The sequence below is a fragment of the Labilithrix luteola genome (assembly GCF_001263205.1).
Classification (GTDB): Bacteria; Myxococcota_A; Polyangia; order Polyangiales; family Polyangiaceae; genus Labilithrix; species Labilithrix luteola.
Genome location: NZ_CP012333.1, coordinates 3,155,148 through 3,179,226, shown reverse-complemented (window position 1 = coordinate 3,179,226; position 24,079 = coordinate 3,155,148). Strand labels below are relative to the sequence as shown.

The 24,079-nt window shown below is 66.8% G+C and carries 19 protein-coding genes; 8 read left to right on the top strand and 11 right to left on the bottom strand.

Annotation, left to right across the window (positions count from 1 at the left end):
- Positions 1-61: 61 nt before the first annotated feature.
- Positions 62-1,870, bottom strand: coding sequence for an ABC transporter ATP-binding protein (locus tag AKJ09_RS14365; RefSeq protein WP_205633708.1), 1,809 nt, complete (start codon positions 1,868-1,870; stop codon positions 62-64).
- 128 nt (positions 1,871-1,998) lie between these two features.
- On the opposite strand from AKJ09_RS14365, the gene AKJ09_RS14360 reads away from it, so the two are divergent.
- A complete protein-coding gene (locus AKJ09_RS14360; protein WP_146647770.1) occupies positions 1,999-2,673 on the top strand; it encodes a TlpA family protein disulfide reductase in 675 nt (224 codons plus the stop codon).
- Here the strand turns inward: AKJ09_RS14360 and AKJ09_RS14355 are convergent.
- From AKJ09_RS14355 to AKJ09_RS14335, 5 genes are read right to left on the bottom strand one after another with little or no spacing between them, the layout of a single operon-like run.
- A complete protein-coding gene (locus AKJ09_RS14355) occupies positions 2,660-3,775 on the bottom strand; it encodes a polysaccharide deacetylase family protein (RefSeq protein ID WP_146647769.1) in 1,116 nt (371 codons plus the stop codon). The genes AKJ09_RS14360 and AKJ09_RS14355 overlap by 14 nt on opposite strands.
- A 51-nt stretch (positions 3,776-3,826) precedes the next feature.
- A complete protein-coding gene (locus tag AKJ09_RS14350; protein WP_146647768.1) occupies positions 3,827-5,029 on the bottom strand; it encodes a glycoside hydrolase family 113 in 1,203 nt (400 codons plus the stop codon).
- Positions 5,029-6,258: a PEGA domain-containing protein gene (locus tag AKJ09_RS14345; protein WP_146647767.1), complete on the bottom strand. Its 1,230-nt coding sequence runs from the start codon at positions 6,256-6,258 to the stop codon at positions 5,029-5,031. The genes AKJ09_RS14350 and AKJ09_RS14345 overlap by 1 nt, the downstream gene beginning before the upstream one ends.
- Before the next feature lie 27 nt (positions 6,259-6,285).
- Complete coding sequence (gene prmC, locus AKJ09_RS14340) at positions 6,286-7,185, bottom strand: peptide chain release factor N(5)-glutamine methyltransferase (protein ID WP_146647766.1); 900 nt, start codon at positions 7,183-7,185, stop codon at positions 6,286-6,288.
- A 51-nt stretch (positions 7,186-7,236) separates the two neighbouring features.
- On the bottom strand, positions 7,237-8,631 hold the full coding sequence (locus AKJ09_RS14335) for a phosphomannomutase/phosphoglucomutase (RefSeq protein ID WP_146647765.1): 1,395 nt from the start codon (positions 8,629-8,631) through the stop codon (positions 7,237-7,239).
- A 433-nt stretch (positions 8,632-9,064) separates the two neighbouring features.
- On the opposite strand from AKJ09_RS14335, the gene AKJ09_RS14330 reads away from it, so the two are divergent.
- The gene (locus AKJ09_RS14330) at positions 9,065-9,370 is read left to right on the top strand and encodes a hypothetical protein (protein WP_146647764.1); all 306 of its coding nucleotides are present in this window, start codon (positions 9,065-9,067) and stop codon (positions 9,368-9,370) included.
- A 14-nt stretch (positions 9,371-9,384) separates the two neighbouring features.
- Here the strand turns inward: AKJ09_RS14330 and AKJ09_RS14325 are convergent, their stop codons facing one another.
- Positions 9,385-11,799: an ATP-dependent helicase gene (locus AKJ09_RS14325; protein WP_146647763.1), complete on the bottom strand. Its 2,415-nt coding sequence runs from the start codon at positions 11,797-11,799 to the stop codon at positions 9,385-9,387.
- 89 nt (positions 11,800-11,888) lie between these two features.
- On the opposite strand from AKJ09_RS14325, the gene grpE reads away from it, so the two are divergent.
- From grpE to AKJ09_RS14305, 4 genes are all read left to right on the top strand, one after another.
- Positions 11,889-12,467: a nucleotide exchange factor GrpE gene (grpE, locus tag AKJ09_RS14320; RefSeq protein ID WP_240488476.1), complete on the top strand. Its 579-nt coding sequence runs from the start codon at positions 11,889-11,891 to the stop codon at positions 12,465-12,467.
- 23 nt (positions 12,468-12,490) lie between these two features.
- On the top strand, positions 12,491-14,320 hold the full coding sequence (dnaK, locus tag AKJ09_RS14315) for a molecular chaperone DnaK (RefSeq protein ID WP_146647762.1): 1,830 nt from the start codon (positions 12,491-12,493) through the stop codon (positions 14,318-14,320).
- A 436-nt stretch (positions 14,321-14,756) separates the two neighbouring features.
- Positions 14,757-15,800: a 2-isopropylmalate synthase gene (locus AKJ09_RS14310; protein WP_146647761.1), complete on the top strand. Its 1,044-nt coding sequence runs from the start codon at positions 14,757-14,759 to the stop codon at positions 15,798-15,800.
- A 217-nt stretch (positions 15,801-16,017) separates the two neighbouring features.
- Positions 16,018-18,015, top strand: a complete 1,998-nt coding sequence (locus AKJ09_RS14305; RefSeq protein WP_146647760.1) for a TolB family protein — start codon at positions 16,018-16,020, stop codon at positions 18,013-18,015.
- A gap of 97 nt (positions 18,016-18,112) precedes the next feature.
- On the opposite strand, the gene AKJ09_RS14300 is transcribed toward AKJ09_RS14305, so the two are convergent.
- On the bottom strand, positions 18,113-18,514 hold the full coding sequence (locus AKJ09_RS14300; protein WP_146647759.1) for a hypothetical protein: 402 nt from the start codon (positions 18,512-18,514) through the stop codon (positions 18,113-18,115).
- 138 nt (positions 18,515-18,652) lie between these two features.
- Entirely contained in the window at positions 18,653-19,777 is a 1,125-nt protein-coding gene (locus AKJ09_RS14295) for a helix-turn-helix transcriptional regulator (protein ID WP_146647758.1), read from the bottom strand.
- A gap of 59 nt (positions 19,778-19,836) precedes the next feature.
- Between AKJ09_RS14295 and AKJ09_RS14290 the strand changes: the two genes are divergently transcribed.
- Together AKJ09_RS14290 and AKJ09_RS14285 are read left to right on the top strand one after the other, a co-directional pair.
- Positions 19,837-21,105, top strand: a complete 1,269-nt coding sequence (locus AKJ09_RS14290) for a LeuA family protein (RefSeq protein ID WP_146647757.1) — start codon at positions 19,837-19,839, stop codon at positions 21,103-21,105.
- Between the two features lie 224 nt (positions 21,106-21,329).
- Positions 21,330-22,112: a desulfoferrodoxin family protein gene (locus AKJ09_RS14285; RefSeq protein ID WP_146647756.1), complete on the top strand. Its 783-nt coding sequence runs from the start codon at positions 21,330-21,332 to the stop codon at positions 22,110-22,112.
- A gap of 23 nt (positions 22,113-22,135) precedes the next feature.
- On the opposite strand, the gene AKJ09_RS14280 is transcribed toward AKJ09_RS14285, so the two are convergent.
- Positions 22,136-23,176: a murein hydrolase activator EnvC family protein gene (locus tag AKJ09_RS14280; RefSeq protein WP_146647755.1), complete on the bottom strand. Its 1,041-nt coding sequence runs from the start codon at positions 23,174-23,176 to the stop codon at positions 22,136-22,138.
- The gene (locus AKJ09_RS14275) at positions 23,173-24,063 is read right to left on the bottom strand and encodes a cell division protein FtsX (protein ID WP_240488475.1); all 891 of its coding nucleotides are present in this window, start codon (positions 24,061-24,063) and stop codon (positions 23,173-23,175) included. Before AKJ09_RS14275 ends, AKJ09_RS14280 begins: the two co-directional genes overlap by 4 nt.
- Positions 24,064-24,079 lie beyond the last annotated feature (16 nt).

The window sequence follows — 24,079 nt, the reverse complement described above, 5'->3', positions numbered from 1 at the left end:
GGCCGGCATCGTGGCGAGCTGCGAAGTGCGACCGAGCGCCTGAGCTGGACGGCGCGCCGAGCTACTCCACCGTCTCTTGGAGGAAGCCGCCCGATTGGTGCTCCCAGAGCGCTGCATACTGGCCGCGTGAGGCGAGGAGCTCCTCGTGGCGACCTTGCTCGGCGATGTGGCCGCCCTCGAGGACGACGAGGCGATCCATGCGCCTCACCGTCGAGAGACGATGGGCGATGACGATGGCGGTGCGGCCTTTCATGAGCGTCCAGAGCGCCTGCTGGATGTGCTTTTCGCTCTCCGAATCGAGCGCGCTCGTCGCTTCGTCCAGCACGAGGATCGGTGCGTCCTTCAGGATCGCGCGCGCGATGGCGATGCGCTGCCGCTGGCCGCCCGAGAGCTTCACGCCGCGCTCACCGACGAGCGTGTCGTAGCCCTCCGGCATCGACTCGATGAACTCCGAAGCATGGGCCATCTCGGCGGCGCGCCTCACTTCGGCGTCGCTCGCGGAGGGGCGGCCGAAGCGAATGTTGTCGGTGATGCTCCGATGGAACATCGCCGGCTCTTGGGGGACGACAGCGATGAAGTCGCGCAGCGATGCCTGCGCGATGCGCGCGATGTTCTGACCGCCGATGGTGATCGCGCCGCCCTGGATGTCCGAGAAGCGGAGGAGCAGGCGAGTGAGCGTGGTCTTTCCGCCGCCCGAGCGGCCGACGAGTCCGACCTTCTCGCCCGCGCCGATCGTCAGACCGAAGCCGTCGAAGAGCGGCTTTCGCGTGCCGTATGCAAAGCGAACGGACTCGAACCGAACGCTCGTGTCCTGTGGCTTGAACGGTTCGACCGGATTGGCGTCGACGATGGCGGGCGGCTCCAGGAGCAGCTCGGTGAACTGCGCGGCGTCGGTGAGAGACGTCTCGAGGACGCGGTAGATCCGGTTGAACTCCCACACCACGCGGGTGGCCGTGGCGAAATAGCTGAACGTCAGAAAGACGGGCTCGATGCCGATTCCGTGGCCGCGCCCGAGCGTGAGCGCCGCGATCAGTCCGAGCGTGTTCGCCGCGACGTAGAGCGGCGAAGTGACGATGTCGACGCGCGTGTTCTGGTAGTCCCACGAACGAAGCATCTTCGTGGTGTAGTCGCGCACGTTCTTCGCGTGGATGGTCGCCTCTTCGGGCTCGCGCGCGAATGCGCGGACGGTCTCCGCGTTGGTGATCGAGTCGGCCACGTGCCCGGCGAGGGCGGTGCTGGCGTCTTCGCGGATCCGCACGAGCGCGTGCCGGCGGCGAACGAGCGGGCGAACGATCACGAACGTGACGGCCAGCATCGAGAGCAGCACGAGAATGAGCCACGGCGAGAAGCGCCACAGCACCACGCACGCGAAGGTCACCGGGAGGACGTTGCCGGTGATCGACATCGCGCTCGTGTCGAAGACGTCTTCGAAGCGGCGCGCGTAGCCCAGAACGCGCTTCGTGAGCGACCCGGCGAAGTTCTCGTGGAAGAAGCCCACGTCCTTCGCGAAGAGCTCGTCCATCGCCTCGATGTAGAGCGCACTGATCGCGTGGAACTCGACGCGCGCCAAGAGCCAGCTCGACAGGCGCCAGAGCGCTTCGCCGCCCAGCCACGAGGCCGAGAGGAGGAGAACGGGGCCCGCGAGCTGCTGGACGCTCGGCTGCGCATCGTGTGCGAGCATCGTGAGCAGGCGCGCGATTGCGAGCGGTGGCACGTAGAAGACGAAGACGTTACCGATGCCGGGCAAGAGCAGCGCGAGCGCCGCCATCCAAGGACGAGCTCGAACCTGCCGCCAATAGCGCTCGAGCACGAGCCAAAGCGAGGCGCGCAGCCTGGCGTCGGACGAGTGCTGAGGTGCCTGGCGAGCCACGGGCGGTCCCTTTAGCGCGTCAGCGGGCGCTCAGCGAACCGATCCCGCGAAGGCCCGGTGGAGCTCAACGGATCGAAGGCGAGCTCGTTGGCCTTCTTTCATGCGGCGGTGTGTGACAGACTCTCGGCGTGAGCCAGGAAAAGAGCCCCCTCGCGCCGATCGCCCACATTGCGTTCGTGTTGGTCGCGGCCGTCGGCGTTTTCAGCTTCGTGACCGTCGCCAAAGAAGGGGAGTCGCGGCGTCGTTGCAGCGCCACGTGCCTCCTGCGACCGGAGTACGCCGGCTACGAACGCCTGGCGCCCGACTTCAAGCTGAAGGACACGAAGGGACACGACATTTCGCTCTCGAGCTATCGAGGCAAGGTCGTGGTGCTCAACTTCTGGACGAAGACGTGCGGGCCCTGCATGCAGGAGATGCCCGAGATCGCCGACCTCGCGCGCATCCTGAAGCCCATGGACGACGTCGCGGTCGTCACCATCTCGACCGACGAGAGCGCGCAAGACGCCTCCGGCACCCTCAAGTCGGTGCTCCGCGAGGAGCCGCCGTTCTCGGTCCTCATCGATCCGGAAGGCAGCCAGGTCGTCGCCTCGAAGTTCGGCACGAACCTCTATCCCGAGACCTGGATCATCGACAAAAACGGCGTCATCCGCGCCCGCTTCGACGGTGCGCGCGAATGGTCGAGCGCCGCGGTCGTGCAGATGGTCGACGAGATCCGCGGCGGCGCGTATTGCGACGTCCAGGCCCGCCAGGGCAAGTTCGTCGGCAAAGACGCGCACGTCTGCGACTCGATCAACGGCGGCTGACGCGTCTCGACTCAGGCGCCGCCGGCGGGCGACTCTTGTCGTGCGCCCGCTCGCGCGCCTTGTCGAGCTCTTCGCGGTTCGCGTACGGCATGGGCGCGGCCTGCGTCTCGCGCAGGTACGTGGGGAGATCGACGATCTCGTAGCCCGGACGTGACGGCTTCTGCGGGTCGTACTTGTGGAGCTTCAGCCAGGCGAGCAGCTCGCGCAGCGTGGCGACCGACGAGAAGCGGATGTCGTGGAGGAGGACGATCCCGCCCTCCTTGTAGACGAGCTGGCCCATCAGATCGCGGAACATCTCCTGCGGATCATCGCGGACCATGTCGCGCGCCTCGACGCTCCACAGCATCAAGTCGAGATGGCGCTCTTGCGCGGCCTTGCGGCCGAAGTCGTCGAGCTGGCCATACGGCGGCCGGAACAGGTAGGGGTACTTGCCCGTGGCGCGCTCGATGGCGGCGGCGCTTCGATCGATCTGCTCGAGGACGCGCGTATGCGAGATGGTCGTGAGGAGCTGGTGATCGAGCGTGTGGTTGCCGACGAGGTGTCCTTCGTCGACGACCCTCTTCAGGAGATTCCGCGTCACGCGCGAGCGCTTGTCCTCGCCTTCGAGGTATTGCCCGACGGCGAAGAACGTCGCGTGGACCTTGTACCGCGCGAGCAGCTTCAAGACGGCGGGCGTCGTTTCGAGGAACGGGCCGTCGTCGAACGTGAGGGTGACGAGGCGTCGCCCACTCTTGGGCTTTCGCGCGGGGCCCTCGGCGAGGAGCCAGGCCTTCTGCAGATCGGCTTCGGGATTCAGCGAGGGCCAAGGCTCCATCGCCGGCACGCTCGCCGGGTCCGTTTCGTGGGGAAGAGCCACGCGTTCGTCGGGCTGACTGTCCGTTTCCGTCACCGACGAAGGAAGATCCGCGCCGCCATCCGCCGTCTCGACGGGCGCGGCCTTTACCGCCAGGGCCTTTGCTGCACCCGTGCGAGCGAGCGCTTCGGAGCCTGTTTTTTCGGCCCACGCGCTGCCTTGTTCGTAGCTCGGCTTACCGAGCCCGACCCACGACCCCACCACGAGCGCGGCCGCAGCCAACAGTGCTCCACCGAACAACCGAGCCATGTGCAGGACAAATCGTAGAAAATCGATCGCCCTGAAGGCCAACAAACGGCGTCAGAAGATCCCGGGCACCTTCGCGGCCGGCGCCCAGCCGTACTTACGGAAGGCGTCGCCGGCCCACCACGCCTCGAACGCGTCACGCATGACGAGCTCGGCTTCTTTGCCTCGAGGGGAGAAGCCCCACTCGGCTTCCTGGGAGACGTCGTCGGGATCGGCGTAGAGGCGCCACACGAAAAAGCCCATGAAACGCGGCTCGTCGAGGAGCGGCGCGATGAGGGCCCGGTAGGCCTCCGCTTGAGCTCGTTCGTCGACGCGCACGTTCTTCATCGCGTCCGGCCATTCCCACGGACGAATCGCCGGGTCGGGGCGCGTGGTGTACCCGATCTCGGTGAACATCACGGGCTTCTGCCAGGTATCGGCGAGGGCCCGAACCCGGTCGCGAACGCGCTTGCCGCCCTCGAGCAGCGTCTCGAACGAGGCGCCGTCCTTGTCGGCCAGCGGGTAGAACGCGTTGATGCCGATGACGTCGAGCTCGCCGAGGATGACCGTGTTCTCCACGTCGTCCCAGTTGCCCGAGTACGTGAGCGGTCCTTTGTAGATTGCACGTAGCTCGCGAAGGATCGACACGAAGCTCGGCGCGCGCGGCGTGGTCACCCACGAGCGAAGCTCCACGCCGGCGGAGAGCATGTCGACCTTCGTCGCCTCGGCGACCTCGGCCCAACCTCGGACGAAGCTGCCGTAGCTCTTCGCCCAGGCCTCCCATCCGGCGTCCGTGCCGGGATCGATCTGCGCGCGCCACTCGCCCGACTCGACCCACAGGTGAGGCACGAGCATCACGCGGAGCCCCCGCGCGTGGGCCATCTCGATCGCGTGCTTTACGTTCTCGCGGTTCTGCGGGAACGGCGTCTCGAAGCTCGGATCGACGCCGCGCCCTTTCAGATCGCCCACGCGTCCGAACGGCGTGATGGCCACCCACGTGGCGCCCATGCGAACGCACTCGTCGAGCGTGCGCGCATAGGCCGGGCTGCCGTAGCCCACGCCCGGGTGGTAGGCGTTCTCGATCGGGCCGATCGTGATGCCGCGAATCGCGTCGTTGCCGGCGAGGCGCCAGCCTTCCGGACCAGGTTCGAGGCGCGGGCGTTTCCAGGTCGCCGCCGCGTGCGCCGTATTTTCGGTGCGGTTTGCAGCGGCTCCGCCACGAACGAACAAGGCGAAGGGCACCACGAAGGTGCAGGCGAGAAGGCGTGCGAAAGACATCAGAGATCCAAGCCGACCCCGACCCCGAGACTTGCGCGCAGCCAGATCCCGCTCGTGTCGATGGGCTGCGAGCGCACACCGTCGAACGCGGGCTGGACTTGCAGCGCGATGGGAAGCACCGTCACGCGGACTGCCGGCGTGACCGCGAAATCGAATTGCGTGCCCAAGTACATCGCGGGCCGTGCGCCGGGCGATGCCTTGCAGGTGGGCACGAAGAGGTCGCCACCGAGGCGATCGGCGGAGTACGTCGCGACGCCTCCGCCACCCTGGAAATGGAAGGTTCCGCGCGAAAAGAGCCGGATGCCCACGTCGCCGAGCAAGAACGCCGAGATCGCCGTGGCGCTCGTGGAGCTACCGAGGTCACCGCAGGGACTGGCGGTGGTCGGAGCGGCGATCGTGTTGCTCCACTTGTCGCCGGTGAACGAGAGCAATCCGCCGAAGGCGAGCGAGAGCGCACCTGCGGAGCTGACGCGGTAGGTGGCGCTGAGGAGGCCTTCCGCCTGACCCGTGCCGCCGACGCTTCCGTAGCGAGGGAGCATGGCGGCGGCGATCGCGCGCACCGCGAAGGGACGTTTCGCGAACACGTCGTCTTCGATCGAGTCGTAAGGGTTCGCCGGGGGAGGCTTGACCGGGCCGCCCTCTGCCGCCGCGGTTGCTGACAACGGCGCGTCGAGAATGATCGCGCGACCGTAACGCGCGTCGATCTGCTTGGTGTACGGCGGGCGGCCGGCGAGCGTCACCGTCACCGTGTGCGTGCCTGGGGCGACCGACATCGACAGCGGCGTCTGCATACCGTCGACGACCTTGCCGTCGATCCTGACCTGCGCGCCGGGCGGCGACGACGCGACCGTCAACGTGCTCGATCGCTTGCGGAGCGTGTCGAGCTGTTGCGTGGCTTCGTCACGGTCGTCGCTCGCGAGATTCGGCGTCGCAAGGTACCGCTCGAGGAGCTCCGCGGCGTGCTCTGGCTGATCGAGCCGCAAGTAGCACTTGGCGAGGTTCCAGAGCTCGAAGGGCGGTCCGCCCAGTCGATAGGCTTCTTCGAAGTAGCGAACGGCGTCGTTGTAGCGACCTTCCGCGTACGCCTTGGCCCCTTCGCGATCGAGCACGCGTGCGCGCGGAAGATCCTCCGTGCCTCGCGCGGGCACCGACTGTGCGCGCGCAACGTCCGGAGCGAGCGCAATCGCGATCGCAAAAGACGAAGCAAGGACGAGAGCGAACGTTCGCACGTCGAAGACGGCGGATTATCGCACGGCCTATGCCGGCTTGGTGGCGCTTTGATCGCCCCCGAAGACGCCGCTGACGACGCGCTCGATCCGGCCGAAATCGCGTGCGGTCTGAACGTCTCGGTACCCGCGTGCTTCGAGGAGCGCGGCTGTGTCCGGCGCTTCGCCAGCCCCGATTTCGAGCGCGAGGACGCCGCCCGGCACGAGGTACGAAGGAGCCTCGTCGACGATGCGACGCACCAGGTCGAGACCGTCGGCGCCTCCGTCGAGCGCGAGGCGAGGTTCGAAATCGCGAACGTCCGGTTGGAGGGTTTCGATCTCGGCCGTGGGGATGTACGGCGGGTTGGCGGTGATGACGTCGAACGTGCGGCCCGCCACCGGCGCGAAGAGGTCGCCCTCGTAGAAGGCCACGTTGTACGTGCCGAGTCGGTAGGCGTTCTCGCGTGCCACGTCGAGGGCGTCAGGGCTCAGGTCGACGGCGAAGACCTTGGCCGTCGGCCGCTTGTGCGCCATGGAGATCGCCACGCACCCCGACCCCGTGCAGAGATCGAGCTGGCGCATGGAGAGCGAGATGCCCGACGTACGAGCGAGCGCGACGTCGACGAGCGTCTCGGTGTCCGGGCGCGGAACGAGCACACGCTTGTCGACACGGAATTTGAGCCCGTAGAACTCGCGCTCGCCGCGGAGATACGCGATGGGTTCGTGCGCGCGACGCCGCTTCACCAGATCGCGCAGCATGGCGAGCTCGGCGCCTTCGAGCGGGCGCTCGGCGTCGAGGATCACGCGCATGCGATCGATGCGGAGCGCGAACGCGACGAGGAGCTCGGCATCGAGCCGCGGGTTCTCGATGCCGCGCGTGCGGAAGTCGTCGGTCGCCCACTTCACGAGCGAGCCGATCGTCCAGGTCTTCGGCGAAAGGTTCGACGTCATCCGAAGTTGAAGCCTGTTCTCTCGGTCGTTCGTTTCGTGGGGCGCATGCGCTCAGTGCGAGAGCTTCGCGCGCTCTTCGGCGACGACGCCTTCGACTTCCGCGCGGATCGCGTCGAGCTCGGCTTCGCTGCCGGCCTCGAAGCGCATGACCAGGATGGGGCCGGTGTTCGACGAACGAACGAGTCCCCACGTGGGCGCGCTGCCCTTGGCGGGGAAGGTGATACGCGCGCCGTCGATGTCGAGGACGGGGTAGCCCTTCTCCTTGTACCGACGGGTCACGGCCTCGACGACCTGGAACTTCAGCGCGTCCGGGCAATCGACGCGCATCTCGGGCGTGGTGAAGGTCTTCGGCACGTCGGCCAGCATGGCGCTGAGCGGGCGGCCGTCCTTCGCGAGGATCTCGAGGAGGCGGAGGCCCGCGTAGATCGCGTCGTCGAAGCCGAAATAGCGATCGGCGAAGAAGAGGTGACCGCTCATCTCGCCCGCGAGGAGCGCGCCCGTCTCCTTCATCTTCGTCTTGATGAGCGAGTGGCCCGTCTTCCACACGACGGGGTTACCGCCGTGCTTGGCGATGTCGTCGTAGAGCGTCTGCGAGCACTTCACCTCGCCGAGGATCGTCGAGCCCGGCTTGTCCGCGAGGAGCGCGCGAGAGAAGAGGATCATGAGCTTGTCGCCCCAGATGATCTCGCCGCTCTCGTCGACCGCGCCGAGGCGATCGGCGTCGCCGTCGTACGCGAGGCCCACGCGCGCACCGGTCTCCTTCACGCGCGCGATGAGCGCGGCGAGGTTCTTCGGAACCGTGGGGTCGGGATGGTGGTTCGGGAAGTTGCCGTCCATCTCGCAGAAGAGCGGATCAGGCGAGAGGCCGAGGGCGCGCATCGTCTTCAGGCCGAGCGGACCGCCTGCGCCGTTGCCGGCATCGACGACGAACTTCACGTCCGAGCTGCTGAAGTCGAAGCGCTCCTTCATCGCGGCGACGTAGGGCTCCTGCACGTCGATCGTTTCGACCTTGCCCGTGGTCTCCGTCTCCCACTTGCCCTCGATGATCATCGCCTTGAGCTTCTGGATGTCCGCGCCGTAGAAGCTCGCCTTCCCGCGCATGATCTTGAAGCCGTTCTCGTCACCGGGGTTGTGGCTGCCGGTGATCTGGATGCCGCCGTCGGTGCCGAGGTGGTGCACCGCGAAGTAGAGCATCGGCGTGGGCCCGACGCCGATCTCGACGACTTCGACACCATGCTTCGTGAGGCCGCGAACGAGGCTCGCGAAGAGGCGCTCGCTCGAGAGGCGGCAATCCCGGCCCACTGCGAGACGGGGAGCTCCGCCGTTCTTCGAGCGAAGCATGTGCGCGAGGCCGCGCCCGATGTTTTCCGCGAGCCCATCGGAGAGGTCCCGATCAGCAACGCCACGGATGTCGTATTCGCGGAAGATATGGGCGGGGACGGTCATGGCCGTCCACAAAAGCCCGTTTGGACGCGGCGGGCAAGGCCCGCAAGAGCGCATCGACGTACCTCGACGCGCTTCGGGTGCATCTTGGCCACCTCGTGGTAACGTGCCGCGCCGTGGACGCCCCGCCCGCCACGCCTCCTGCCAGTGCCTCCGCCAATCCGGCGAGCGAACCGCCCGCGTACGTCTACGCGGCGACGGACATCCGGCCGCGGCAGCGTCGCGAGTTCGAGCTCTGCACTCAGGCCTCCGAGTTCGACTGGGTCTACACGGGCATCGCCGCGGGGGGGGTCGTGGGTGCGGAGATTCTCAACACCCAGACGCTCAAGCAGTCGAACCACGTCGCCGTCCGCATGATGGGCCCGGCATTCATCGGGCTGTTCTGGGGCGGCTTCCTGAGCGGCGGCTTTCTCTCGTTGCCCAAGTGCGATGCGACGTGGGCCTACGGTCCTCCGCCCGAGGGCGAGATCCGGAAAATCTGGCCGGTCGCGGCTGCGATCACGCTCCTCGCCGCCGTCACCGCCCCGCGCTCGACTACGTCTTCCTCGGGCCGGTCAAGCCGGAATGGACCGACACCGAGCGGAGCTTCCGCATCTTCACGGCCATGGGCACGGGCATCATCGGTTCGCTCGTGCCGTACGTGCTCTCGCCGAGGCCGTGGGCGGCGATGAAAGAGATCGAGCGCATCCGAGTGGCGCCGCTGTCCGGCGGCACCTATCTCTCGTACACGCTGACGTTCTGATCAGCCGACTCTCATCAGCCGAAGCGCAGGAAGCGGGCGAGGACTTTCTTCTCGCCCCAGCCCGGGAAGAACGCGACGACGGCCGGGTCGCTCGACTGCACGACCTGCAGCACCTCGCCTCGACCGAAGCGCTCGTGCGTGACGGGCATGCCGCGGCGAAGCCGCACGTTCCCGTGGCTGCCGCCTGCGTCTTCGTCGAGCTCGACGAATCGCTCACCCGGTTGACGGGCAGGGGCGGCCGGCTTGCGATGCACGCTCGGACCCGCGCCCCAACCGCCCCCGTCTTCCGAGGTCGCGGCCGCGCCACGCTGCGGATGCTGCCACGATCGCGAGCTCGCAGGAGCGCTCGCTCCGCCGCCCGTGCGAGGACGCGACGACGTGGGCGCCGTGTGATCGCCGAAGCCACCCGAGCTCCCACGATCGATCCATCGCCCCGCGCTTCCGGCGCTGCGTGCGGCGGGCGTCTCCAGGTGCTCGATGACGTTCGGCGGAAGATCACCGACGAAACGACTCGGCACGCCGAGGCGCGTGGTGCCGAAAATCTGGCGCTGTCGTGCGTGCGTGATGACGAGATGCTTGCGCGCGCGCGTCACCGCGACGTAGGCGAGGCGGCGCTCTTCGTCCATTTCCTCGGCGTTGCGCGGCTCCTGGTTCCGGTAGGGGAACATGTCCTCTTCCATACCGGTGAGGAGCACGAGCTCGAACTCGAGCCCCTTCGCGCCGTGGACCGTCATGAGCGTGATCTTCTCTTGCTCGCTCATGTTGTCGGTGTCGCTCTGGAGCGTGACGCGCTCGAGGAAGCCTTCGAGCGTGGGCTCTTCGCCGCGCGCCTGGGCCTCCGTGGCGTAGTCGTGCATCGAGCCCTCGAATTCGGCGAGGTTCTCGAGGCGACCTTCGGCTTCGGCGGAGTCCTCCGCGTCGAGCACGGACTTGTAGCCACTCTTCGCGAGGACCATGCGGAGCACGTCGGCCGGGGGACGGTTCTTGGCCTCGTTGATGAGCCCGCGCATGAGCTCACGGAACTGGCCGAGGCGCTTCTTCGGCGCCGAGCCGACATCTTCGGCGAAGTCGTCGAGGCGCTCGAGGGCCTGGAAGATCGAGAAGCCTTGCGTCGAGGCGTAGGTGGCCACGCGCTCGACGGTGGTGTTGCCGATGCCCCGCGGCGGCGTGTTGATGATGCGGAGCATGTCGACGTCGCTCCGCGGGTTCACGAGCACGCGGAGGTACGCGATGGCGTCTTTGATCTCGGCGCGCTCGTAGAACTTCGCGCCGCCGATGATCTGGTAGGGGATGTTGACCGAGCGAAGCGCCTCTTCGAGAACACGCGACTGCGCGTGGACCCGGTAAAAGACGGCGATTTCGCGCGGCGAGATGCCGGCGTCGCGTGCGTCTTTCACCGCGCGGACGACGCAGGCGGCTTCGTCGCGCTCGTCGGCGGTGGCGATGACGCGCACGGGCGAGCCGTCGCCGTTGTCCGTCCAGAGCTCCTTCGGCTCGCGTGTCGCGGACGAGGCAATGATGGCAAGAGCGGACGAGACGATGCGCTTCGAGGAGCGGTAGTTCTGCTCGAGCTTGACGACCTTCGCGTCGGCGTAGTCGCGCCGGAAGCCGCGGATGTTGCGCACGTCGGCGCCGCGCCAGCGATAAATGCTCTGATCGTCGTCGCCGACCACGCAGAGATTGCGCGTGCGGGCGGCGAGCCGTTGCAGGAGGCGATACTGGATGGTGTTCGTGTCCTGGAACTCGTCGACCAGGATGTAGTCGAACTTCTTCTCCAGAGCTTCCTTCGCCTGAAGAACCTCGACCGGATACTGGCCGCTCTTGTCGGCCTCGAGGATGCGCACGACGCCGAGGATGAGATCTTCGAAGTCGAGGGCGTTGGCCGCCTTGAGCGCCTGCTCGTAGCGGACGTAGGCCTTCTTGATCGCGTCGTCGAGGTAGCTGTCGAGGCTCATCTCCTCGGGGCCACGACCCTCCTGCTTTTCCTTGTGGATGCGACCGAGCACCTGCTTCGGCGCGTAGCGCTTCTCGTCGAGGTCGAGGTCGCGGAGGGCGCGCGTGACGACGGCCTTTTGGTCCGTTCCGTCGTAAATGACGAAGCCCTTGGTCCGCTCGATCGCCTCGGGATAGAGGCGGAGGAACTTGGCGCAGGTCGCGTGGAAGGTACCGACCCAGAGGTCTTTGGCGACGGCGCCGAGCATGTCCGGGCGCTCGAGCCGGGCGCGCATCTCGCCCGCGGCCTTGTTGGTGAAGGTGACCGCGAGAATGCGCCACGGCGCCACGCGCTCGCGCGCGACGAGGTTCGCTATCCGGTAGGTGATGACGCGCGTTTTGCCGCTGCCGGCTCCGGCGAAGACGAGGAGCGGGCCCTCGACGTGTGCGACCGCCTCGGCTTGCGGCGGGTTCAGCTCGGGGTCGGGCATCTCCATGCCGCTTACCTCGACACCGCTCGGGCCGCCAGCCCTGGACTGCGTGGGTCCTACCCAAACTCCTGGCGCTTTCGGGTATAGTCGGGAACGTGACCGCAACTACCGACAAGAACGGCGAAGAGAGCCCGAACAGCGAGAACGGCCAGGAAACTGAAGCTGAGGAGGCCGCTCCGTCGGATCCGCTTGCCGAAGCCAAGGCCGAGGCCGCACGCATGAAGGACCAGTGGGTCCGGACTGCTGCAGACTTCGACAACTACCGAAAGCGCTCGCGCAAGGAAGTCGAAGACGCTCGCAAGGGCGGCCGTGAAGAGCTCTTGAAAGAGGTGCTCCCGGTCTTCGACAATCTCGAGCGCGCGATTCAGAGCGCCCAGCGTGCGACCGAGGTGAAGCCGGTGGCCGAAGGCCTCGGAATGATCCTGCGTCAGCTGCTCGAGACGCTCTCGCGCTCGGGGATCACCAAGGTGCCGGCGGTCGGACACCAGTTCGACCCGACCGTTCACGAGGCGATCCAGCAGGTCGAGACCGACGATCAGCCCCCCGGTGCAGTAGTCGCCGAAGTACAGCCCGGCTATGTTCAAGGTGATCGACTCATCCGTGCGGCGATGGTCGTGGTCGCGAAGCCCAAGCCGAAGACGAACGGCGAAGGCGGCGAGGGGTCTGGCGCATAGTCACTGCGAATCAAGGGAGAGGCATGAGCAAGGTCATCGGGATCGACCTGGGAACGACCAACTCGTGCGTCGCGATCGTGGAGCAGAGCCCCACGGGTAAAGTCGACGTCAAAATCATCCCGAACTCCGAGGGCGCGCGAACCACGCCGTCGATCGTTGGCTTCACGGCGAGCGGTGAACGTCTCGTCGGTCAGCCCGCGAAGCGCCAAGCGGTGACCAACGCTCAGAACACGGTCTACGCGGTCAAGCGGCTCATCGGCCGCAAGTACCAGAGCGACGAGGTGAAGCACCTCCACGCGCGCAGTCCGTACAAAGTCATCGAAGCCCCGAACGGAGACGCGTGGGTCTCCGTGGCGGGCAAAGACATGTCGCCGCCCGAAGTGAGCGCGATGGTGCTCGGGCGCATGAAGGAGATCGCCGAGTCGTACCTCGGCGAAACCATCACCGACGCCGTTGTCACGGTCCCCGCGTACTTCGACGACGCCCAGCGCCAGGCCACGCGCGACGCCGGCAAGATCGCCGGTCTCAACGTCCGCCGCATCATCAACGAGCCCACGGCCGCCGCCATCGCCTACGGCCTCGAGAAGAAGAACGCCGAGCGCATCGCGGTCTATGACCTCGGTGGAGGCACGTTCGACGTCTCGATCCTCGAGATCCAAGACGGCGTCTTCAGCGTGAAGGCGACCAACGGCGACACGTACCTCGGCGGCGAAGACTTCGACCTTCGCATCGTCGACGCCATCGTCGAGAGCTTCCAGGGCGAGCACAAGGTCGATCTCAAGAAGGATCGCATGGCTCTCCAGCGCCTCAAGGAGGCCGCGGAGAAGGCCAAGCACGAGCTCAGCTCCTCGCTCGAGACCGAAATCAACCTGCCCTTCATCGCGTCCAACTCGAAGGGCGAGCCGCTCCACGTCCAGAAGACGATGAAGCGCGCCGAGCTCGAGCTCCTCACCGCCGACCTCGTCGAGCGCAGCCTCGAGCCGTGCCGCAAGTGCCTTGTCGATGCGAAGCTCTCGGCAGCGGACATCCAGAGCGTCGTTCTCGTCGGCGGCATGACCCGCATGCCCGCCGTGCAGAAGGCCGTGAAGGAGTTCTTCGGTCGCGACCCGAACAAGGGCGTGAACCCGGACGAAGTCGTCGCCGCCGGCGCCGCGCTTCAGGGAGCCGCGCTCGAGGGTGAGTCGCCCGTCGAGATGCTCCTTCTCGACGTTACCCCGCTCTCGCTCGGCGTCGAAACGGGCGGCGGCGTGTTCACGGTGCTCATCCCGCGCAACACGACCATCCCCACCGAGCGCAGCGAGGTCTTCACGACCAGCGTCGACAACCAGAACTTCGTTCCGCTGCACATCCTGCAGGGCGAGCGCCCCATGGCGGCGGACAACGCTAGCCTCGGTCGCTTCGAGCTCACCGGCATTCCGCCGGCACCGCGCGGCGTTCCCAAGATTCAGGTCACCTTCCGCATCGACGCGAACGGCGTCGTCAGCGTCGACGCGAAGGACATCGGCACGGGCCGCTCGCAGCAGATGAACGTCCAGCCAACGAGCGGTCTTTCGAAGGACCAGATCGAGCGCATCATCGCCGAAGGCGAGCGCCATCAGGTGGCCGACATCGTCCGCAAGGAGCTCGCCGAGCTCCGCAACCAGGCCGAGACGCTCCTCTACACGACCGAAGCCGCCATCGAGGGCTACCAGGACCTCGTCGACGGCGAGATGATCGACCGCACCCGCGAGAGCTGCCAACGCCTGCGCGGCCTGCTCGACGACCAGGGCGATCTCTCGAACATCCGTTCGAGCTACCAGGAGCTCGAGACGCTCACGTTCAAGATCGCCGAATCGCTCTACGGTACGGCTTGACTTGTGGGGGACGGAGTCCCCCCTCGAGACCTCACGGTCTCGAGCCTCCCCCCTGCTGCCCGCGGCGGGTCGCCTTCGGCGCGTCGCGCTAGGAGCGCGACGAAGAACCCGCCGCTCGCCTCGCCGCGACCTAGAGGGGTCTTGGTCTCTCGACTCGTGACCGGCTACATGAGCGCGACGAAGAACCCGCCGCTCGCCTCGCCGCGACCTAGAGGGGTCTTGGTCTCTCGACTCGTGACCGGGTACATGAGCGCGACGAAGGACCCGGCGCTTGCCTTGTGGCGAGCTACGGGCGTCTTGGTCTCTCGAAACCTCCGGTTTGACGCGCGTGAGCGTGGTGCCGTGAACGAGTTCGGCACGTCATGGGGGCGTACGGCAGAGCCTGGGTCAGTGCGTGGGTCGACACGAACCAGTGCGGCTTGGCATAGTGCGGTTCATGTCCGAGTCCGGCAGTGAGCGCGACCGTGCGACCGACCTCTTTGACTGGAACGAGGTCAATCGCCGAGGTCGGTTCTTGCCGAAGAACGCGAGCTTCTTCGACGAGACCCTGAGGGACGGACTGCAGAATCCCTCGGTCGTCGACCCCAGCGTCGAAGAGAAGATCGGGATCGTCCAGCGGATGGACGGGATCGGCATCCACGGCGCGGCCATCGGCTTTCCTGGGTCGAGCCCGCGGGCGTTCGAAGACTGCCTTCGCATCTGCAAAGAGCTCGGAGGCGCGAAGTTGAAGCTTCGGATCGCCTGCTCGGGCCGTACGGCGGTGAGTGACATCACGCCGATCGTCGAGCTCTCACAGCGCGTCGGCTTTGCGATCGACGTCTACGCGTTCATTGGCTCCAGCCCCATTCGCCAGTACGCGGAAGGCTGGGACGTCGCGCTGATTGCGAAGCGCAGCGCCGAAGCGATCGACGTCGCCGTCAAGGCCGGTCTGCGCGTCACGTACGTCACCGAAGACACCACGCGTTCGCGTCCGGACGTGCTGAGGACACTCTTTCGCTCGGCCATCGATCACGGCGCCTCGCGCCTCTGCCTTTCGGACACGGTTGGTCACGCAACGCCCGACGGCGTGCGAAACCTCCTTCAGTTCACCAAGAACATCTTGCTCGAAGCCGGCCACGAAGACATCGGCATCGACTGGCACGGTCACAACGACCGTGGGCTCGCGCTCGAGAATGCGCTGTGGGCCTTCGAGTTCGGCGCCGATCGAGTTCACGGCACGGGCCTCGGAATCGGCGAACGCGTCGGCAACGTTCCGATGGAGCTCTTGCTCCTGAACCTCAAGCTCCTCGGCCAACTCGACGACGAACCCGATCTCGCAAACCTCCTCGACTACTCCGAGGCCGTCGCCAAGGCGCTCCACTGGGAGATTCCGGCCAATTATCCGCTCGTCCGCACGCCGAGCGGCGTCCACGCGTCGGCCGTCGTGAAATCGATGGTGAACGGCGAGGGCTGGCTCGTGGATCGAACGCGACGCGCCTGAAGCGCGAGGTGCCTGCGAGGTGCCTGCGAGGTGTCCGCGAGGTGGCGCTGCGTGGTCGAATTCGTGCCGATCACGAGCGCGTCGAGGCTGCGAGGCTCGTCGTGTTGCTCGACTCTCGAGATCACGAGATTCGAGCGGTCTCTAGCTCGTCTCGAGCGCAATCAAGCCGCGCGGGAAGAGCCGAGGACCGGCATCCTCCAGATCGGAGGAACTTAGAATGAGCCGACGTCTGCCTTTTGGACCGACTCTTCCGGCCGCCGGCGCGGTGGTGATCGCGGTCCTGCTCGCGTGTGGGTCGAGCGGGAACGAGGACGGCAATGGCTCGCCCAGCGGCACCGGCGATCCGGCAAACGGCTTCGGCGACAGCGGTGAGCGGTCGGTCGTCTCGCTGCGCGTGGAGCCCCCCACTGCCACCCTCACGGTCGAGAGCGGTGCGGTGCAGACGCAGGCGTTCAAGCTGATCGCGACGTACTCCGACAACTCGACGGGCGACGTCACGACGTCGGCAAGGTGGACGGCGACGAATCTTCAGGTCGGAAACATCGCGAGCGGCGTCTATTCGACGACGGGGAGCATCGGCGGGATCGTCGCGATCAAGGCTGCGTTGTCGGACAAGACCGCCGACGCGACGCTCACGGTCAAACTGCACCTCCTCGAGAATCCTGGCAACGCGGATCCCGGGACGATCGCCGCGTTGAAGGGCGCGACGGCGAAGGATGCGGCCATCCAGTGGGCCTACCCGTACGACGGCACGGTGTTCCCGCGCGGGCTCAACGCTCCGCTTCTCATGTGGAACAACGGCGGCGCCGACGACATGTATTACGTGCACGTCACGAGCGCGACGTTCGAGCTCGAGTCCTTCACGAAGGTGCCGCCTCCCTCGCGGTATTCGTTCACGACCGAGGGTTGGCAGAAGTTCGTCGACTCGACGTCCGGCGCAGCGGATCTCACGGTCGCGCGTCAAGCGGGCGCGCCCGGGACTGTGACCGTGGCCGGGAAGCAGTCTTGGACGATCGCGCCCGCCTCGATGCGCGGAACGATCTACTACTGGGCCAACAACAAAGGGCGTGTGATGCGCATCAAGCCCGGTGCAGCGGCGCCGGACGACTTCAGCGCAGGCTCCTTCGGTTCGTTGCCCACGTCCACCTGCACGATGACGTGCCACACGGTCTCCGCCGATGGCTCGACGCTCGTGAGTGGTGGCGACACGCTCGGCGGATCGTACGACCTCCTGAAGAACGCGCCGATCCACGATACGGGCGGCGGCGCCGGCAGCGCGCAGAAGCGCCTGTGGTCGAATTCGGCGGTGTCTCCGAATGGCAAATACGTCGTGCAGAATGCTTCACCGCTCCCCGGTCCGCCTGGCGCGCAGGCCGGCCTCTGGAACACCGCCGACGGAACGCTCGTCGCGGGGAGCGGGCTCGAGAGCGCGACGCTCGGGATGCCGAACTTTGCGCCCGACGGAACGAAGCTCGCCTATGTGAACATCGCGAACGGCGCGCTGAGTGCGTACGACTTCGATCTCAAGAACGCGAAGGTCGGTGCGACGACGGAGCTGGTCCCGAAAGGCGCGGCGGCGGAGATCGCCTGGCCGAGCGTCTCTCCGGACGCGAAATGGATCGTCTACCACCGTGGACCGCTCGACACGCGTGACGGCGCTGCGGATCTCTACTTCGCAAGCGCGGTCACCCCGAATCAAGAGGTCCGCCTCGCAAAGCTCGACGGCGACGGCTACCCGTTCGCCGCCGGCGCCCGCGACGTGTCGCTCAACTACGAGCCGACGTTCGCGCCGGTCCCCTCGGGCGGCTATTTCTGGGTCGTCTTCACGAGCCGCCGCACGTACGGCAACCTCCTGACCGGCGCCTCTGCCGCGGTGAAAGAGCTGTGGGTCGCGGCGATCGATCTGAACGCGAGCCCGGGCGTCGATCCGAGCCATCCGCCGTTCCTCCTGCCGGGACAAGATCAATCGTCGCTCAACATGCGCGGCTTCTGGGCGCTAGACCCTTGCAAGGGGGACGGGCAAGGATGTGCGTCCGGCACAGAGTGCTGCGGCGGCTTCTGCGACGGCAGTGGTCCTGACGGCGGGCTCGTCTGCAAGAGCGCTAGTGCATGCGCCAGCGACGGTGACCGATGCGAAAAGAACGAGGATTGCTGCAACGCACCGAGCGGCACGATCTGCGTCAACCACGTGTGCTCGGAGCCAGGCCCGAGGTAGAGGGAGCACGCGAGACCACGGCAGCGCTCGGCGGCGAAGAGGTCCCGATCGTCGAGCGCGCTTGTGGGGATCGAGATGAAGCGCGCTCGCGGCCGCCTCAGTGCGCTTCTTCATGAGCGCGGAGGAGGCGGTTCGCGGTCTCGTTCGCCTCGTCCATCGTCGCCACGAGATGGACGCCGTAGCCCCAGTAGTTTGCGAACACGGGACGGAATGCGTTGAGCGCGAGCCGCTTCGCGGCGCTCGGTTCGACGACGACCATCCCTCGGCAGAGAGACGCGAGGCGCTCGCGGTTCTCCTTCCGCCAGTCGTTCATCTGCTTCGCGATCGCCTTGTCCCGTTTCGGCGGTGAGCTATCGAAGCCGAAGCCGAACATGACGAACGGCTCGCGCCGATCGAGCACGCGCGCGAGGTCGCCGAGGACCTCGAGCGGGCTTCGTTCGTTCGCGTGATCGTCGTAGTGCATCGACACGATGGGAAACTGAGAGGCGTCGAGAACCATAGGGCGGCACCTTAAAGAAAATGAATGTCATTTTCATGATGCCGACCAAGGAAGGCGCGTTGCGCCGAAAGAGCGCTTTCTGCCGTTGTGCCGAAGGGGCGAACTCTGGCCGGGGTTCGCGTTAAATGCTTCGTTCGATCAGTCGAGCGTGTCGTCGCCGAACGCGAGGGACGAATCCGGCGGCGGTGCGAGCACGGATGAGGGCGTGGCCGACTTCGGCTCGGGGGCCATGAGCTTGCGCACGAGGTCTGCGCGATTCGAGACGCTGAGCTTCTGATAGAGGCGGCGCACGTAGGTGCGGACCGTATTTTCCGAGAGACCGGAGATGGCCGCGACGTTCACGCCGCTGTAGCCCGCCACGAGCAAGCGAGCGATCTCGCGTTCGCGCTTCGAGAGTCCCTCGATGGGGGCCTTCTCCTGCGGCTCCACGCGCAGCACCACGCAACGTGCTCCACCGAAGACGGGATCGCCATCGATCTTCGCGACGCCGACGACAGCGCCGGAAGGCAAACGAGGAGGCGTTGGAAGTGCGTCGCCCTTCGCGCGCGCCGCGAGGGATTGCTCTGCCGCGTCGACGATGTGGTCTGCGATCGGAACGACGTCACCTTCCCACTCGATGCCGCGGTCGCGGTTGGCAGCCCAGACCACCTTCTTTGCATCGCGATCGACGACGAACAGAGTGCCGTTCACCTTGCTGAACGCGCGAAGAGCTGCGGCCTCACGCGAGAGCTCGTCGTACGCGAGCTGGGCGCGGATGCCGGCGACCACGAATGCGCCGAGCGCTTCGAGACGCTTTGCGTCGTCGGCCGTAAAAGCTCCTTCGGATTCGCGACGTTCGAGACCTGCGAGCCCGAACAGCACGCCTCCTTCGTGCAAGAAGAAGAGGAGCGCGTGCTTCATCCCGTCGCCCGATTTCTCGGCGAAATACGGGAGCTTCATGCGCTCGTCCTCGGGGTACAGCTCGTCGGCGACGTAGACGCGTCGCGTCGTCTCCACGACGCTCTTCGTCTCGAAACCGAAGGCTTGCGTCAGTCGAATCCCTACGTTCTTCGTCGACGTGGGGACGAGCGAGCTGTCGACGAGTCGCGACGAGTCCGCGTAAGCACGCGAGTCTTCAGTACCAAAACAGAAGAACGCACCCGACGCTGGTACGAGCTGTCGCATCGCATCCATGACGCGCCGACGGAAGCTCGCGCGTGTTCCGTACTGAACGACGGAGAGACGCGCGCTATCGAGACTGCCGAGACTGCCCACCTCTTCCATCCGGTCCGATCCTCTCGCTGCTGTCGTGTGCTGGTTGCGCTCATGGCATACTGCATTTCATGTCCGAGTTCGCCACTGAGCGCGATCGCGCGGCTGACCTCATCTTCGACTGGAACGAGGTCAATCGCAAAGGGCGGATCTTGCCGAAGAACGCGACCTTCTTCGACGAGACGCTTCGCGACGGACTGCAAAATCCTTCCGTCGTCGATCCGAGCATCGACGACAAACTGAAGCTCCTCTTCTTGATGGAGGAGCTCGGCATTCACATGGCCGACATCGGACTGCCCGGCTCGAGCCCGCGTGCGTTCGAAGACTGCCTCCGCATCTCCAAGGAGCTCACCAGCGCGAAGGCGAAGCTCCGCGTGGCGTGTGCAGGGCGCACGGTGGTGAGCGACATCACGCCGATGATCGAGCTCTCGCAGCGCGCGGGCGTTCCGATCGACGTCTACGCGTTCATCGGCTCGAGCCCGATCAGGCAGTACGCCGAGAGCTGGGACGTGGGGTTGATCGCGCAGCGCAGCGCCGAGGCGATCGACATCGCCGTGAAGGCGGGCCTCGAGGTCACCTACGTCACCGAAGACACCACGCGCTCGCGGCCCGACGTGCTCACCACGCTCTTCCGCGCTGCGATTGATCACGGCGCGTCGCGCATCTGCCTCTCGGACACCGTTGGTCACGCCACGCCCGACGGCGTGCGCAATCTCATTCAGTTCACGAAGAACGTCATCGCCGGCACGGGCCGCACCGACGTCGGCATCGACTGGCATGGTCACAACGACCGCGGTCTCGCGCTCGAGAATGCGCTCTGGGCCTTCGAGTACGGAGCCGATCGCGTGCATGCGACGGGGCTCGGCGTGGGCGAGCGCGTCGGCAACGCGCCGATGGAGCTCATGCTCCTCAACTTGAAGTTGCTCGGCCAGCTCGACGAGGGCCACGACCTCACGAAGCTGCTCGAATACTCCCAGCTGGTGTCGAAGGCGCTGCACTGGGGGATCCCGATCAACTACCCGCTCGTCGGGCGCGACGCGTTCCGAACGGCGACGGGGGTGCACGCCGCGGCGATCATCAAGTCGATCGCGAAGGGCGATCGCTGGCTCGCCGATCGGATCTACAGCGGCGTCCCGGCCGGCATGATCGGTCGCACGCAGGAGATCTGCATCGGCTTCATGAGCGGCGCCTCGAACGTGAACTTCTGGCTCGCGCTCCGGAACATCCCGAGCAACGAACGACTCGTGAGCGAGATCCTGCGTACCGCCAAGGGCCTCGACCGGATCATGACCGACGACGAGGTCATGGCCGTCGTCGAGCGCGTTCGCGAGGCTTCCTAGCGCGCGCGCATCGGCACATCCGTCACGAATCGAGCGCGGATCGCTCGCGGATCGAGACGATCCGCGAGCGATGCGCTGATGCCAGATGGCATCGCACTTACGTCCGGGGCCGGGGTAAGCAAGGTCCATTCGTGGGCCTTCAAGTGCCTGGAATTCCGTGCTCGCGAGCGCACGGCGCTGCTTGGTCTGGTCCGTGCTCTGGTGCGGCCCGGCGGGGTAGCGACATGAGCAAGAAGATCGATCGACGGTTGGCACTTCGGGCGCTGGTTTTCGGGACGGGCGCAGTGGCGTTCGGTCGTGTGGTGGCGGCCTGCTCGGACGCGAGCACCTCCGATCGCATCGCTGGGCCAGGAGGTGAGTCGACGAGCAACTCGTCCAAACCGTCGACGCCACCGACGGACGGTGACGAGTACGTTCCCGGCTCATCGCCGCCGGTCGATACCGGCAATGCTCCGCCAACGCTCCCGAACCAGAGCTGGGAAGCGCGTGCGCGACAGCTCGAAGACGATCAGAAGCGTCTCTCCGGCCCCGTCTTCTCGGCGGCTGCGCCCGGCAGGTGGGCGGGCAAGGAGCGCAGTCACGTGCCCGAGGTGAAGTTCGGAACGTCAGGCTCGTACAAGCGGGCGACCGTCGTGATCCAGCACGTCATGGGCGCGAACGGCCTCGACGCCGGAACGCCCGACGCGGCCGCCGACGCGGCGATGGATGCGGCGAAGCCCGACGCTGCCGGTGATGCAGCCGACGCGGGCGATGCGGGGGATGCGGGGGATGGGGGGGACGCCGGTGCCGAAGCGGGCGCCGCGCAGGTGCACTATATCACCACGATCTATCTGCGTGCCGCCGTGGACGGCAAAGACACCGTCGTGGGCCTCTGGGAATTCGCATCGACGGATGCCGCGCCGCCGACCGTCAACTTCACGCTGCCCGCCGGCGTCACGACCGTCACGGCCTACGAGAGCTGCACGCTCCACGGCCTCTGGAAGACGGAGGCCCTGACGGTCACGTGAGCGGGGCGCTCAGGCCGGCCTCGTCAGACGCCGAGCCAGGGACTCGGCGCGAGCGTCTCTGTGCCGTGGCGAATCTCGAAGTAGAGGGTGGGCCCTTTGCCTTCGTCGCCGACGGTTCCGATGCGCTCGCCCGCCGAGACCTCGTCGCCCACCTTCACGTCGATGCCGGCGAGGTTGCCGCTCACCGTGTAGTAGTGGTCGCCGTGGTCGAGGATCACGAGGCGGCCGTAAGGGCCGTAGCGATCGGCGAATGCGACGCGCCCGGCAAAGACCGCGCGGACCGAGGCACCGAGGGCGGTCTTGATCTCGAGGCCGGGCCCATCGGTGCCTTCACGGCGCGTCGGGCGAACCTCGGAGCGTCCGGCGAGCGGGAAAAGAAGGCGTCCGCGTGAGCTTGCGAAGCCCTGGCCGCGATCGCTCGGAGCGCCCGGACCGGCATTGACGGCGACGAAGTCGCTCGGGCCGTTGTCGCCCGCGAACGCGCGATCGAACGCGCTCTGACGACGTGCCTCGTCGTCCATGGCCACGCGTGCAGCGTCCATGGCCGTGCGCTGGCTCGAGAGGGCGATGCGGTCGCGTGCGACGCGTTCCAGTGCCCGCGAGAGCTCGGCGCCACGCTGGCGAAGCTTCTGTTCGTTCTCCAGATCCGCCGCGAGGGCGCGACGGGATCGCTCGACCCGCAGGGCATGCGAGACGAGCTCACTGAAGCCACCGCCGACCGGCAGCATGCCGGCGCGCGTGAGACGGTAGAAGGCACGCCCTCGCGTGAGCGAGCGCGTGTGGGCTTCGGCGATCTTCGCGCCGAGGGATCCGAGCTCGCCCTTGCTGATCTGCTCTTCCGCGTCGAGATCGGCGATACGTCGATCGAGCGCGGCGAGTGCGAGTGCGGGCGAAAGGTGTCCGTCGGTGGTGGGCGTGGCCGGCGCCTGGACCGTGGTGGCGATCGGGGCGGGCTCGGCGCGCTTGGTTTCTCGTGCGGGGGCGGCGTGGACCTCCACCGCCGCACCGCTCACGAGCGCAATGGCGAGCGCAAGCGAGCCCTTGGGCAGCGAGCGGAGACTCATACGGTGACGAGCCTCCGGAGGCCGAGGAGCGCGGCGACCGTGCCCAGCACCATGCCCACGCCGATCATGCCGACCACCACGTACCAAGGAAGGAACGAGGGCTCGACACCGACGAGGCCAGCGAGCTCCGCATCGAGGCGACCGCGCACGACGAAGAACAGAGCCGCGAGGAGAGCCACTGCGCCGGCTGCGCCGAGAGCACCTTGCGCGCTGCCTTCGACGAGGAACGGACCCTTGATGAAGCGATCGCTCGCGCCGACCAGCTTGAGGACCTCGACTTCGGTACGACGGCGCTGCAGCGCGAGTCGAATCGTCGAGCCGACCACCGCGAGAACCGACGCGAACACGACGAGCGCGAGGAGCGCCGCCGCCGCGACACCACCACGAATGAGGCGCGAGAGGCGCTCTGTCCAAGCCTGGTAGGTCTCGACGTCGTCGACGGCGGGCAGCTGCTTCAGCTTCCCGACCATGCTTTCGAGCTCACTGTCGGTCACGTCGGGGCGCACTTCGATCTCGAGCGACGCGGGGAACGCATCGACGGGAAGCGCCGCTAGTGCTGCCTTGGGGCCGGCCTCGGTCTGTCCGAAGTCCTGGCGTGCCTGCGCGGGCGAGACGTAGCGGACGCCCACGATTCCCTGCACGGCGGAGAGCGCCGTCTTCAACTGCTCGACGTCCTGCGCGGGCGCATTGTCCTTCAAATAGATGGATGCCCGACCGGCACGCGACCAGCGTTCCTCGATCGCGCGCAGGTTCGTGAGGACGAGCAAGGCTGCACCGAGGCACACGAACGCAACGGCGAGCGAGAACACGCTGAGCGCGTGAAGTCGCCACTCGCGAAGCATTCCGCGGCGAGCTCTCCTCGTGGTGCCAATCGAGCCGTTGAGCATTGCCAGGTGCCTTTCG

Coding starts and splice junctions, on each gene's coding strand:
- AKJ09_RS14275 (WP_240488475.1), bottom strand. CDS start 24,063: ATGCTCAACGGCTCGATTGGCACCACGAGGAGAGCTCGCCGCGGAATG.
- AKJ09_RS14335 (WP_146647765.1), bottom strand. CDS start 8,631: ATGACCGTCCCCGCCCATATCTTCCGCGAATACGACATCCGTGGCGTT.
- AKJ09_RS14295 (WP_146647758.1), bottom strand. CDS start 19,777: ATGGAAGAGGTGGGCAGTCTCGGCAGTCTCGATAGCGCGCGTCTCTCC.
- AKJ09_RS14355 (WP_146647769.1), bottom strand. CDS start 3,775: ATGGCTCGGTTGTTCGGTGGAGCACTGTTGGCTGCGGCCGCGCTCGTG.
- AKJ09_RS14325 (WP_146647763.1), bottom strand. CDS start 11,799: ATGGAGATGCCCGACCCCGAGCTGAACCCGCCGCAAGCCGAGGCGGTC.
- AKJ09_RS14305 (WP_146647760.1), top strand. CDS start 16,018: ATGAGCCGACGTCTGCCTTTTGGACCGACTCTTCCGGCCGCCGGCGCG.
- AKJ09_RS14290 (WP_146647757.1), top strand. CDS start 19,837: ATGTCCGAGTTCGCCACTGAGCGCGATCGCGCGGCTGACCTCATCTTC.
- dnaK (WP_146647762.1), top strand. CDS start 12,491: ATGAGCAAGGTCATCGGGATCGACCTGGGAACGACCAACTCGTGCGTC.
- AKJ09_RS14300 (WP_146647759.1), bottom strand. CDS start 18,514: ATGGTTCTCGACGCCTCTCAGTTTCCCATCGTGTCGATGCACTACGAC.
- AKJ09_RS14310 (WP_146647761.1), top strand. CDS start 14,757: ATGTCCGAGTCCGGCAGTGAGCGCGACCGTGCGACCGACCTCTTTGAC.
- AKJ09_RS14285 (WP_146647756.1), top strand. CDS start 21,330: ATGAGCAAGAAGATCGATCGACGGTTGGCACTTCGGGCGCTGGTTTTC.
- AKJ09_RS14280 (WP_146647755.1), bottom strand. CDS start 23,176: ATGAGTCTCCGCTCGCTGCCCAAGGGCTCGCTTGCGCTCGCCATTGCG.
- AKJ09_RS14350 (WP_146647768.1), bottom strand. CDS start 5,029: ATGTCTTTCGCACGCCTTCTCGCCTGCACCTTCGTGGTGCCCTTCGCC.
- prmC (WP_146647766.1), bottom strand. CDS start 7,185: ATGACGTCGAACCTTTCGCCGAAGACCTGGACGATCGGCTCGCTCGTG.